The 12000-nt window shown below is 64.9% G+C and carries 12 protein-coding genes; 5 read left to right on the top strand and 7 right to left on the bottom strand.

The window, feature by feature from the left end:
• Nucleotides 1–101: 101 nt before the first annotated feature.
• The gene (locus ON20_RS03730; RefSeq protein ID WP_040833470.1) at nucleotides 102–401 is read left to right on the top strand and encodes a hypothetical protein; all 300 of its coding nucleotides are present in this window, start codon (nucleotides 102–104) and stop codon (nucleotides 399–401) included.
• 215 nt (nucleotides 402–616) lie between these two features.
• Here ON20_RS03730 and ON20_RS03725 read toward each other — a convergent pair whose 3' ends face one another.
• Complete coding sequence (locus ON20_RS03725) at nucleotides 617–1183, bottom strand: hypothetical protein (RefSeq protein ID WP_040833469.1); 567 nt, start codon at nucleotides 1181–1183, stop codon at nucleotides 617–619.
• Nucleotides 1180–1683: a GNAT family N-acetyltransferase gene (locus tag ON20_RS03720; protein ID WP_083864592.1), complete on the bottom strand. Its 504-nt coding sequence runs from the start codon at nucleotides 1681–1683 to the stop codon at nucleotides 1180–1182. Before ON20_RS03720 ends, ON20_RS03725 begins: the two co-directional genes overlap by 4 nt.
• Nucleotides 1684–2239: 556 nt before the next feature.
• On the opposite strand from ON20_RS03720, the gene ON20_RS03715 reads away from it, so the two are divergent.
• The 3 genes from ON20_RS03715 to ON20_RS03705 all read left to right on the top strand — a co-directional run bounded on the left by ON20_RS03715 (nucleotide 2240) and on the right by ON20_RS03705 (nucleotide 5159).
• On the top strand, nucleotides 2240–3178 hold the full coding sequence (locus ON20_RS03715) for a tyrosine-type recombinase/integrase (protein WP_083864590.1): 939 nt from the start codon (nucleotides 2240–2242) through the stop codon (nucleotides 3176–3178).
• A gap of 511 nt (nucleotides 3179–3689) precedes the next feature.
• Complete coding sequence (locus ON20_RS03710; RefSeq protein WP_040833466.1) at nucleotides 3690–3884, top strand: hypothetical protein; 195 nt, start codon at nucleotides 3690–3692, stop codon at nucleotides 3882–3884.
• A 405-nt stretch (nucleotides 3885–4289) separates the two neighbouring features.
• A complete protein-coding gene (locus ON20_RS03705; RefSeq protein ID WP_157228676.1) occupies nucleotides 4290–5159 on the top strand; it encodes a class I SAM-dependent methyltransferase in 870 nt (289 codons plus the stop codon).
• 258 nt (nucleotides 5160–5417) lie between these two features.
• On the opposite strand, the gene ON20_RS03700 is transcribed toward ON20_RS03705, so the two are convergent.
• Together ON20_RS03700 and ON20_RS03695 are read right to left on the bottom strand one after the other, a co-directional pair.
• A complete protein-coding gene (locus tag ON20_RS03700; RefSeq protein WP_040833465.1) occupies nucleotides 5418–6050 on the bottom strand; it encodes an NAD(P)-dependent oxidoreductase in 633 nt (210 codons plus the stop codon).
• Complete coding sequence (locus ON20_RS03695; protein ID WP_083864587.1) at nucleotides 6047–7003, bottom strand: EamA family transporter; 957 nt, start codon at nucleotides 7001–7003, stop codon at nucleotides 6047–6049. The genes ON20_RS03700 and ON20_RS03695 overlap by 4 nt, the downstream gene beginning before the upstream one ends.
• A 79-nt stretch (nucleotides 7004–7082) precedes the next feature.
• Here ON20_RS03695 and ON20_RS03690 point away from each other — a divergent pair, with 79 nt between their 5' ends.
• Nucleotides 7083–7988 carry a LysR family transcriptional regulator gene (locus ON20_RS03690; RefSeq protein ID WP_040833464.1) on the top strand — a complete coding sequence of 302 codons (906 nt, stop codon included), beginning with the start codon at nucleotides 7083–7085 and terminating at the stop codon, nucleotides 7986–7988.
• A 401-nt stretch (nucleotides 7989–8389) separates the two neighbouring features.
• On the opposite strand, the gene ON20_RS03685 is transcribed toward ON20_RS03690, so the two are convergent.
• The 3 genes from ON20_RS03685 to ON20_RS03675 all read right to left on the bottom strand — a co-directional run bounded on the left by ON20_RS03685 (nucleotide 8390) and on the right by ON20_RS03675 (nucleotide 11987).
• A complete protein-coding gene (locus ON20_RS03685) occupies nucleotides 8390–8929 on the bottom strand; it encodes an SDR family NAD(P)-dependent oxidoreductase (RefSeq protein ID WP_245547009.1) in 540 nt (179 codons plus the stop codon).
• 2194 nt (nucleotides 8930–11123) lie between these two features.
• Nucleotides 11124–11300 carry a hypothetical protein gene (locus ON20_RS37775; RefSeq protein ID WP_218002425.1) on the bottom strand — a complete coding sequence of 59 codons (177 nt, stop codon included), beginning with the start codon at nucleotides 11298–11300 and terminating at the stop codon, nucleotides 11124–11126.
• Between the two features lie 105 nt (nucleotides 11301–11405).
• A complete protein-coding gene (locus ON20_RS03675; RefSeq protein WP_040833461.1) occupies nucleotides 11406–11987 on the bottom strand; it encodes a dihydrofolate reductase family protein in 582 nt (193 codons plus the stop codon).
• Between the last annotated feature and the right edge of the window lie 13 nt (nucleotides 11988–12000).

Genomic DNA, 12000 nt, shown 5'->3' with positions numbered 1-12000 from the left:
AATACACCCCCACCGACCTGGCGGTACGCCGGTCCGGGGCAGTCTTCACCCCTCACTCGTAAGGTGCTCCCACTTGTTGACGAAGTGGAGAGGATCCGCCGATGGTGGAACTGATTGTGTGCGGCGGCCTCGCCGTGGTGGGCCGCGGTATCTGGCGATGGATCAACCACGACGGCCCGGCGCGACTGGTGGCCGGACTGACTGCTGTGGCGCACAAGGATGAGGTTCGCCGGCGCGATGCCCGCCGCGTGCTCGCGGCGACACAGTATCTGCGTGGTTCCCGCCCAGACTCCGGGGAGCCGAGCGGACCCAGCAGCGTGCGTTCGCTGCTCCCAGCTCGCACGCGACGGCGGCCGGACGCGGGCACTCCAAAGAGCAGTCCGGGAGCAGAAGCCGCGTAGCGGCAACCGCGCTCCTACGACTCACGCGCAGGTGGCTTACACCGCCGCCCTTCTGCGCTTATCGACGGTCAGAAAACGGCCCATGGGGTCCAGTGGTGCGAAAAGTCGCGCTAAGACTTCGCCCTGGCCAGGGGTCCCGGTAGTAACCGCCGAAAATCGGGCGGATATGGAGACAGCCAGTCCGCGAAATCCGGTGTATCTGTGCGTTGGTGATGTCAGTTCGGATCGGCTTCTGCCCGATCGGGGATGAGCCCTGGCGGCAGGCTGGGCCGATGCGGTCCCCACACCGGTCCAGGCATCGGTGGCCTGATCACAAGGAGGAAGATCGCGGCCATTGCGGTAGACAAGATCAGGCAGAACCCAGGTGTCGCGTTCACGAGTACGGCGACGGGTCGGCTGATCGTGTGCGGGTAGCCAGCGGCGTGGAGTCCGTTCCCGATCATGGCGAGCAAGAACCCTGCCGAAGCAACGGCGTTGCACACTCGCCGGGTTGCTGGCGGGTACCAGTCCGGTTGGAAACGGATGCGGCAGATGACGGCCAGCATCGTGGTCGCGGTGACCGCGATCGGCCACACTGCGGCCTCCGGCCCGGACGCACCAGACATCGTGGCCCAGGTGATCCCGAACGACGCGCACGCACCGTACATGCTGACACCGGCCAGAGCGAACACCACCAGCGCCGCCGGCGAGGAGATCAGCTCGTGGAGATACCGGTGGACTATCTGCGCTCGAGCCTGCCGGCTCGAACGCCGAGCTTCTTCCAACCACTCTGGCTCGGTCACTGCCGTTCCCTTTCGTCATCGCGGAGTATGGCGGAGTCGGACCACTGAGTTCGGTAGCTGTCGGTGGTCAGAACGCGGTAGAAGAAGGTCTCATCGGCCAGTGGTGCCGGGCCGCCGGGGAATCCGCCCAGCCACTTCGAGAAGTTCAGCGGCATCGTGGGTGGCATCACGATGAAGCCCTGGCGGCCGTAGAAGTCGGCCAGTTCCTGGTCTTCGGTGAGGAATTGGCCGTACAGGATCTCCACCCCGCCCTTGTAGGCCAGTGAGGTCGCCGTGCTGACGAGTGCGCGGCCGAGGCCGTGCTTGCGGTGGTCCTCGTCGACGGCGACCAGGTGGATCTTGGAGGTGAACAGCAGGGCGCTCATGACCGGGGTGGCACCGAGGTCGTGCGCTTCGCCGAGGTCTGAGATGAACTGTGCGGCCGGCCCGACGAGCGCGCCGCCGACCACCTCCTCGTTCAGGGTGGCCGACCAGTGCCTCGGTCCGGCCCCAGACGACAGCGTCGAGGTCGCCGCCGGTCACCGCCGCCACCATCATCCGGTGGCTGCTGTCCGGATCGCGCAAGGCCGCACCGAGGAATCCGTCAGCGTGGGCGTGGACGAGATTCGCCGCCACCTTGGGCCCGCCGGCACTGGCCATCGATGCCCAGCGCTCGAACCCGCTCAGTTCCTCCGGGGTCCGGGCCGGACGCACCCGGTACGCACCGACGGCAATCTCTTTGAATGTCGCGGTCACCGAGGATCGGCGCGACGACGTGCGGCGAGGAGTGACGGCCTTCTTCGGCTTGCGTCCCTTGGACTTCGGCACCGCACTACCCCCTGACTCGGCATGAACTGCTCCCAAGAACGGTTTCGGCCCTGCCCGGATGGCTTCCGGGAATCGTTGTAAGGGGCGAGTTTTCGTGTTCTCGGTCCAAATCCGCGAAAAGTTGCGCTAAGGAGTTACCGCAGATAGTCGATCACTATGTGCGGTAGCGTCGCAGTCGCCCTGCGTGATGTCCCTTTCACGCGGCGGCGGCTCGGGAAACTATCTGCTGTAGTGGTGGGAGGTCGGTCGATGGGACGGGTTCGGATGCTGCCGACGCCGGTGAATGATGTGCGATTGGCCGACGCGGTGCGGATTTACCTGGCCACGATCGCAGTGTCCAACACGCGTGCAACCTATGCGGCGGCGCTGGACAAGTTGGTGGCAGGTTTCGGCGCGGACACGAATGTGGCGCTGCTGGATCGGGAACCGGACCGGGTCGCTGGCTGGTTCACCTTCGTGTGGGGCAGCAAGGCTCCCAAGACGTTCAACATCCGGTTGACCGCGCTCGCGGCGGCGTGCGGGTATTGGCGGGAACAGCAGTGGCTGGCCGGTGATCCGTTGGTGCGGTTGCGGGCCCGGCCTGCACCACCGGATACCAGTAAGGCACTGAGCCGTGAGCGGGTCGCCGAGGTCCTGGGATCGGATGCGGCGCTGCGAGAGCGGGTGTTGTGGCACATGCTGTACGAGTCCTCGGCGCGTGCCGAGGAGGTGCTGATGCTCGATGTGCCGGATCTCGATACGGCGAACCGGTGTGCGGTGGTGACCCGTAAGGGCGGGGCGCGGGAGGTCATCGCGTGGCAGACCGGCGCGGCGCGGTTGTTACCGCGGATGCTGGCCGGCCGCAAATCCGGTCCGCTGTTTCTCACCGACCGCAAAGCGCGACCCTCGGTGGCCCGCAACGATATCGATCCATCGACCGGGCGGGCGCGCCTTTCGTATCGGCGTGCGGCGGAGTTGTTCGAGACCCACACCGAGCGTTTCGACGATGGCCCGTACACGCTGCACCAGTTGCGGCATTCGCGGCTGACCCACGCCGCCGAGGAGGGGGCCTCGACACCGGTGCTGATGAAACTGTCGGGGCATACCTCCGTGCGCAGCCTCGCCAAATACGCGCGGGTCTCCGACGACGGGCTACGGCGGTATCAAGCCGACAGCGACCCCGCCGCACGGCGGCGAGCAGGCCGGTGATCAGCGGATGAGATCCGCGACCAGGCCCGATGCGCGCGTCGGAGGCGGCGGCCAGCACGGTTAGCTGTGATCGGCACCCATCGCTAGAGCTCGTAGTCCTGGGCGAACTCCTGCCAGCGAATGCTGCGAAGCGCGGAATCGGCGTCCTCGCCCGACGGGACATCCAAGACGGTCTGGAACCAGACCACGGTGAGGGCAAATGCCTACACTCGTGTGTGGCAACCAAATCACTATCGTCGGAGACGCAATCCCAGGAAAACTGACAAGATACGAACGCTACAGGCGATTGCTCGGGCAGAAACTCGGGCACGTGCGTATCTCCCGGAAGACCGAGCGTGACCCAAAGCCGCTCATCCACACCACCTTTTAGTGCTTTCGTCAGCAAGTCGACCAGGGTGTCGAAGGTGAACGACTGGCGTAGCACGTCGATACAGTCCGGCCAGGCATAGTCGAAACGGGCATCTGCCAGCAGATCCAACGCCAACATGCCGAAGGGTTCTTTCCCGGACCCATGTACTCGACTTCGAATCTGCGGATCCGTGTCGGTCAGCAGCCTCCGGAACTGCTCGATGTCGAGACCGTCCACCAGCAGGGCAAAGAAGTTGTCGCGATTCCCGTCGTCGACAACCCGATCCAGTGCATCCCAGGTCTGCCGCCTGATCCCGGGGTCCGCAGCGCCGGCCAGCCGCCGCACATCGTCCAGTAGCGCCGCTCCTGCCTCCCCGTCACGGAGCAACCACCGGCGATTGGGCTCCACAGAGTGTTCGGCCAACCATGCCCGCAACCGGTCCGGGTCGATCTTCATCACATCCGCAACCTATACAACGGGCTGAAGGGCGGGACAGCCCCGGCTAGTCGGGCGGGGTGGTCGTCCCGATATCGGGCGAATCCGGGATGACCACCGAGCGGTCGCGAAAGCCCACGACTCGAGGTCGGCCGTTCCACCCTCTACCGCGCCTCGGCGTGTTCTCGGCGCATGAGGTCCGGTGACGTGAAAGTCCCGCTTGTTCGGGGGCCGACCGCGGTGCTCGCCGACGACTGTACTCGAGAGGTAGTGAATCCATGACTCGACCAAGCGGCATAATACCGTCCACGACACTAGAATCTTCTGGTGCACAAGAACTCTCACCGTAGTCGCACTGCCGAGGGCGTGGCTGCCTTGCGAGCTGCCGCTGCCCGCGAAAACGATCCGGAATTACGTAACCCCGATCACCTCGCCGAAGGATTGATCAGCTGGAAATATCGGCTCGGTATTCGCATCGCTCCGGTTCGTGCGATGTTGTTGTGGAGTATCGAGCGACGCATGCCCGGCTTGTATGGCTATGTCACTGCGCGAACCAAACACATGGATCGGCTGTTGATCGAGGACGTGTGCGCCGGTGCGAGGCAAGTCGTGGTCCTCGGCGCGGGTGCCGATAGCCGCGCCTACCGATTGACCGCGGATTTGGCCACGATTCCGATCTATGAAGTGGACCACCCGGCGACCGGGGCCTGGAAGCAGGACATGCTCGGCCGGTTACTGGGCCGAATTCCCGACCACGTCCACTTCGTCTCAGCGGATTTCGGTATGCGTACGCTCCGCTCCGCGCTCGACACAGCCGGCGTTGACCGCACTGTTCCTACGGTGTTCCTCTGGGAAGGTGTGACGCCTTACCTCGTCTCCGACGATATCGACGCGACATTGGACGCTCTGGCGTGTTTTGCGTCGGGTTCCAGCGTTATCTTCGACTACTGGCATCGCGACGCTTTCGACCAACCATGCCCATATCCGGAGGGCGAAAAGTACATTCGCGGTCTGGCCGCGCGTGGAGAACCGGTTCGATCCGGCCTGGACCCTGCCACGCTCACCGACTACCTCGCAGAGTATGGCTGGCATCTCGTTGACAATGCCACGCCCGCAGTCCTTGCCCGCCAATACCTTCCCGGCAGCACGCGGCAGATACTTTCGCTGTCATCGATTGCGCACGCCCGACTGCCGTGATCGTTCCTAATGGCTCCTCGCCCGGTCACAAGATTGGCGCGGTAGATGGAGCCGTCTACCCGCGAGCCGAAGTAGGCTGCCGGCCGCGGCCCGATCGCAATGCTCTCCGGCTGGAATCCGGCGGGCAGGTCGATGGTCTCGGGGAAGACCGGACGGTGCGACGCCGCCCGGTCTGTGGGTACGAGCATCGGGACACCGAGGCAGGCGAGCGTGGCCGAGATGGTGAGGGCTCGCTTCGTCTTGTCGTTCTCATTTGGTCTAGTAGCCGACGGTGAAGTGTTCGTCTTCGCGTGGGTGCTCGAGCTCGTCGAGGATGGCCACGGCGAGGTCTTCGGCCGAGATGCGAGACGCGCCGTTGGTGTCGGTGATGAGTGTGGTGGTGCCGCGTCGGTATTTTCCGGTGCGAGGCCCTGGTTCGAGGACGGCGGGCGGGCTGAGATAGACCCAGTTGCCCGGCCGAGTTCGGCAGGCGTCCAGCTGCGCGGCGCTGGCGGCGGCGAGGGTGCGAATCGCTTCCGGTACGTATTCCGGGTTGTCGAGGACGAGGCGGTCGGGGTGTCCTGGGGTCCGCAGGGGTGCGGCGCCGCCGACGACGAGGATTCGCGTCCGCGCTGTTGCGACCGCCTCGAGTAGCGCTGTTGTGGTCGCGGCGACGACGTGTTCGTGCCCGGGGGCGGGTTGGGTCGCCGCCACGACGGCGTCGGTGCCGTCGAACAGTTTGCTCATATGGTCGGGATCGTTCGCGTCGCCTTCGACGGTGGTTGCGGCGGGCGGTAGGGTGGTCGGCCGTGTTTTCCGGAATATCGCGATGAGGTCATGGCCTCGGTGGGCGGCTTCGCGGATGACGCGCGAGCCGACCATTCCGGTGGCTCCGACGACGGCGATCTTCATCGAGGTGTCCCTTTCGGTGTGGGTGTCGCAACAGTGTTGGGTGACCGGGTGAGCGATGGCAGTTGTCCCGCGACGATCGCGATGAGTGAGAGGCCGAACCCCACGAGTTGGATCGGTCCGAGTGTCTGACCGAGCACGAGGGCGCCGAGAACGGCGGCGACCAGCGGCGAGAGCAGGGTGAGGATCGCGACAGAAGTGACGGGCAGGGTGGTGACGCCTCGGAACCACAGGGCGTAGGCGATCAGACCGCCGATCGAGCCCAGCCAGAGGTAGCCGAGGATGGCGGGCGGGTCGAGCGCGGGCGGCGTTCCCTCGGCAAGGAATGTGATGGGTACCAGGAAGAGGCCGCCTGCGGTGAGTTGCCAGCCGGCGAAGGCGGTGGGTCCGACCTCGGCGGGGCGCCCCCAACGTTTGGTGAGGGTTACGCCGAGTGCCATCGTGGCCGCGCCGGTGAGGCCCGCCACGACTCCGACGAGGTCGAGTGCCGCATTGGGGCCGAGCACCACCAGGCCGATGCCGATGACTCCCGCCGCTCCCCAGAAGAGGCGCCATGGGGAGGGGCTTTCGTGGAGGACTGTCACGGTCAGGACGGCGACGACGAGGGGCTGGGCTGCCGCCAGGGTTGCGGCGACGCCTCCCGGTAGGTGTTCGGCCGCGATGAACAGCATGGGGAAGAGCAGTCCGATGTTCAGGATGCCGAGCACCGCGGCCTTTGCCCACCAGGTTCCGCGTGGCGGCGTCCGGGTTATCGCCACCGCGATCAGACCGGCGGGTAACGCACGCAGGAGTCCCGCGAACAGGGGATGTCCTGGGGGGAGAAGCTCGGTGGTGACGATATAGGTGGTGCCCCATGCGAAGGGGGCCAGTGCTGTGAGGGCGGTGCGGGACAGAGTGCCGTGGGGAGTGCCTCTGGCGGTTTCGCCGGAAATCCGCTGTGCTGCTGAGCTTGTCACACTCGCAGTCTCACCCGGCAGTGATCAATGAGTCCAACATATGATTGTCACTCCAACGATCTGGATTCAAGATTGATCTATGGAGCTTCAGCAGATGCGCTATGTGATCGCCGTCGCCGAGACGAGTAGTTTCACCCGGGCCGCCAAACGGTGTCTGGTTGTCCAATCCGCCCTCAGCCACCAAATCGCGCGTTTGGAGCAGGAACTCGGCGCACGGCTTTTCGAGCGCACCAGCCGCCGGGTGCGGCTGACACCGGCCGGTGAGGCGTTTCTTCCGGCCGCCCGCCAGTGTCTGGAGGCCGCCGAGCGCGCAGCCGCAGAGGTCGCCGCGGCTGTCGGAGAGGTACGTGGTCGGCTCGCCGTGGGCTTGATTCCCTCTGTCACCGCGGTTGATCTTCCGGGTGCGCTGCGAGATTTTCGTCGGCTGTACCCGCATGTGCGCATCGGTCTGCGGGTGGGTGCGAGCGAGGACCTCGTCGAGCAGGTCGAGCAAGGAGCCATCGACGTGGCCTTCCTCGGGCTGCCGACCACAACGCGCCCTCGGGGTGTCGCCGCCCGCGAACTGGTCCGGGACCGTCTCGTCGCCGTGGTTGCGCCGAATCATCCCCTCGCCGCCGAATCCACGGTCACCCTGCGCAGGATTTCTTCCGAGGTGTTCGTGGACCTGCCGGCCGGGACGGCCGGGCGGGCCCAGTCCGATCAGGCCTTTGCTGCCGCCGGGCTCGACCGTGACGTCGCGTTCGAGGTGACCACCGCAGATTACATTGCCCGGCTCGTCGAGCAGGATCTCTGCGTGGCAATGCTTCCTTCCGCCTACGCACCGCAGCTCGCCGGTGTGGTCACCATCGAGGTCGCCGACGCGCCGGCCCGCGTCGAGTATGTCATCTGGAGTTCTTTCGGCCGTACACCGGCGGCGAACGCCTTCCTCGACGTTCTCGATATCGCGGTATCTGATCGACACGATTCGTGTGCGCGGCGGAGTTGAACTCGATCACGGCTCCCGGCACCTGGCCATGGTGTGGTCATTACGTCCGGGGGAGTATCACCGCGCCTGGATTATCAAGATCGAAATTGTGATGGACGTGTATTAACTCCAGTGGAATCAACGTGCGGTGAGGGTTGTTCACTCCCACCCCATCACACGGTGTGATGAGACGAGCCGACGGTCGGCCCGCCTCCGCCCAGTTGTTACCAGGGCACAGAACTGTCTTCGTCGAAGAACCCGCCGGTCGGCCCATCGGCGCCGGCCGTGGCCAGGCGCACCAAGACCGCGGCCCCCTGTGCGACCGTGAGGAACCCTGTGTGGTTGTTGCTGTCGGTGTCGACGTAGCCGGGTGCGACGGCGTTGACGAGGATGCCGTCCTTGCGCAGCTCGTTGGCGTACTGCTATGCCGCCGACGGCAGCAGTGACGCGAAGGGGCCGTCCGGGTCACCGGTGAGCGTCAGCGATGCGGCGTGGCTGCTGACGTTGACGATGCGGGGCGCCGGTGACCGTCGCAGCAGCGGCAGCATGGCGTTGGTCACCGCGATCACTCCGAAGACATTGGTTTCGAACACTTCTCGCACCATGTCCATATCGACGGTGCTGGGTATCTGGTCGTAGGCGTCTTCGGGGGAGACCTGTCCGGAACCGGTGATGCCGGCATTGTTGATCAGCACGTCGAGGTGTCCGAAGCGCTCCTCGACGTGTTTCGCGGCCTCCCCGACGGTGGTCGCGTCGGTGACGTCCAGGGTGACCGCGTGCGCGTCGCCACCTGTGGCACGCAGCCCCGCGGCGGCCTGTTCGCCGCGCCGGAGATCTCTGGCGCCGATCAGGACCGTCATACCCAGTGTGGCCAGTTGCTCGGCGGCGGCACGGCCGATTCCCTTGTTCGCTCCGGTAACGAGTGCGATCTTCTGGTTCGCGGTGTGCTCTCGAGTGTTCATGGCTTCGTCCTCGCTCGGTGATATCGAGTGTTGCACGAACACAAGATGCAGATAACCGTGCCCTTGTGACGATGTGGGAATGTGATGTACGGCGCTTCCCGGAGAGGTTTACGGACTACGCCGGTGCCTCACACCGGCCGTGAGAAAACTGGCCGGTCAGCTGGTGGTTTCGATCGGTAGCCCGTTGTCCATCAACTCATCAATTGATGCCGACGAATCGGCGGCCCGGCCCGGCAACCGAATTGAAGACGCTGATCATCTTCGGTGGCAATGTACGGCGCAGTCCAGGTGTCACACGAAATGCGTTGGGTCCCCATTGAAAGACCTTCAGCGACAGTGAACCCACTGCTTTTTTGCGGAATGCCGCTTGCGTCCTGCCATGATCCTCAGTGTCCTCTCTCGGCCCTTACCAGGCCAAACAGGACTCTAATACCAAACGGTCTCATTCATCGGGGACGGCCCACCGGGATAGGGCAGGGCGTGAGACCGGCATGGAAGGCGCTGTTCTCTTGGTTCCGATGAGCCTCGGTTCCGGCATCGACTGGCCTGCATTGCGTGAGTGTCGACGTCAGTGCGCCGGCTCGCGGATCGAGTTCATGATGTGAGGGCACAAGATCATATCAGATTGATGATATCGAGTATCCGTGACGCGTTGGCAAGAGGAGTACTGAGTTGTGGGAGATCGCCATCTCTTCCACCGCGCGCCACCGCAAGCACCCTCCGGGAGGCCAAGCATCACCACAGCGATGGCGAACAATCCGCAGTAGGGGAGATTGACTACCGCGAGGAGGGTACGGGGACGGGCGGTCTCCTCAATGTCCATTCCGATGGACAGTCGGACTCCAGCACAAAGAAGAGCGGTCCCGGCGTGTACGGGGACAACACAGCGGCGATGTGGGCGAGCATGCCTGGGTCGCGGGTTGTTCCTAACATGCCGCCTGGATTGTCAGTTATCGAGATACCTGGCCAGCGCACGACACGGGTTACTGTGAGCACTCCAGGTGCCGCCGATCCAGAGATGATTGCCGCACTCTTCACCGCTAACCGCGAAAAGGGTTATGACGTCGTCCTGCAGGACTGCTTCGGGCAGCTGGATTTCTCTGCCTATGACCATGTCAGGGTGCTACAGATGCCGAGCATGGTCCGCCCTGCCATGCCGCTGCCTCAGGTGCAGCTCCCACCGGGAGGCAGCATCGAGCGGGCCATGAGTGAGGATACCCTGGCCGAAGCCGAGCGAACGATAGTGGACGGAATGCCACAGCGGTCTTTCCAGCCGTACCAGCGCGGACAGATGCTGCCTCCGTCGTTGGTGTACTCGCCGTCATGGCGAATATGGCTGGCACGCATCGATAGTCAGCCGGTTGGGCGGCCTGCACCTACGATGATGGCGAGGCCATCGGTGTCTACTGGGTGGCGACTGTTCCTGAGCAACGGTTACAAGGCATTGCCCGGGGTATCATGGGCACGGCGTTAGGGGCTTACCCGGGCCGTCCGACGACCTTGCTCGCCACCGAGGCCGGACGACCTTGTATGAGTCGATGGGTTTCGACACCGTCGGCGATGTGACCTGGGTCCGCAGCATTGCCTCCTGACCTGGGACATGACAACGACACTGTTCGCGCTCGGGGTCGTGCTCTGGTTCTCCGGCGGGGCCGGGATTCTGGTTGCCGCTCGATTCTCGACCGTGGGACGGTCGCGCCCGTCAAGGGGTCCCGGTAGCAATGGCGGACATCCAACGAAGTTCGCGTAGACCCCTGGTCAGGTCGACAGGCTGCTGTTCTCGACGGTCCTGTCGGTGGCGAGCCCGGATTGCACCAGCATGGAAAGCAGTTCCTCGCGCAGTTCGTCGGCGACCATGGCGAGGAGTTCGTCGCGGTTGGTGAAGTGCTCGTAGAAGTAGTTGGCGGCGCTTGTAATCCTGGTGCAGAAAACAACGTTATGCCCTGCTGGTGCAGGTTAAGGCCGGGCATCGAGGCGGGCGATGACGAGCTGGTCGCCGGAGCGGGCCATGAGCAAGGCCCGGTCATCGAGCTCGCCGCTCCCCTCGAGACTCGCGACCTCGCCCTGGTCGTCTATCGCAAACCCCCGACTGCGTGGTGTTGGCGTGGGCACCGGTTGCGTAACACCAGCGATCTACGAGAACACCGGGCGGCCGGTGGTGTCTCGTGAACGTTCGTTGGCGGACAGGACACTCTCAGCGGGGCCAGGGGTGTCGAGCTTCTTCGGCATCGTGCTCGCCCTCGACCGGGGCGCCGTCGTGGGCGGCGGTGGCACGGACGCCGGCGAGCACGATTGTGCTCACCTGGTGCGCGTCGGCTCGGTGAACGTGCGGGTACCGGGTGACGAACAGCTGGACAGGTCCGGTGAGCATCTCGCGTCGGCTGCCCGACCAGCGACAGCGATGCGCAAACGCAGCCGGAGGCCCGATCTTGTGTCACCGTTCGCAGTGGACTTCTTCGCGTACCGCTCAGAGAGGTCAACGGCGCACCCGATAGCGCAGGTGAAGCACCCGGTTGCCCTGAATCACCACGTCAGGATCCTCCAACAGGTGCTGCGCGTGGACCGACCCGAAGTAGCGCTTGCCGGACCCGAGCACGACGGGTACGACGTCCATGCGCACCTCGTCGATCAGGCCTGCGGCAAGCACCTGGCCACCGACGTCGCCGGCGGCGACCTCGACCATGCGGTCACCCGCAAGCTCCTGCGCCTTGGCCACGGCTGCCTCGACGCCGTCGACGAAGTGAAACGGCGCCTCGGGGTCCCAGCCCTCGGGCTCCGGCCGGTGGGTCACGACGACCACGTGGTCGATCCCGCCTGGAGGCTTCCCGTCCCAGCCGTCCGTGATGTCGAAGACGTGGCGGCCGACGATTGTCGCCCCGATCTGGTCCCAGTACGGCCGGGTGTAGTCGTAGGAGGTCTGTGACACCTTCAGCTCGCCGCTCTCGTCCAACGGGACGTCACCGCTGGACAACCAGTCGAACAGCGGCCCGGGCTGGTCATTCTCGTCCGCGACGAAGCCGTCCACCGACACCGAGCTGTACATGACCACCTTGCCCACGGGGCTCTCCTCT

Source organism: Nocardia brevicatena NBRC 12119, assembly GCF_000308495.1.
In the GTDB taxonomy this organism is placed as follows: domain Bacteria; phylum Actinomycetota; class Actinomycetes; order Mycobacteriales; family Mycobacteriaceae; genus Nocardia; species Nocardia brevicatena.
This window is presented reverse-complemented; position numbering and strand designations above follow the sequence as displayed.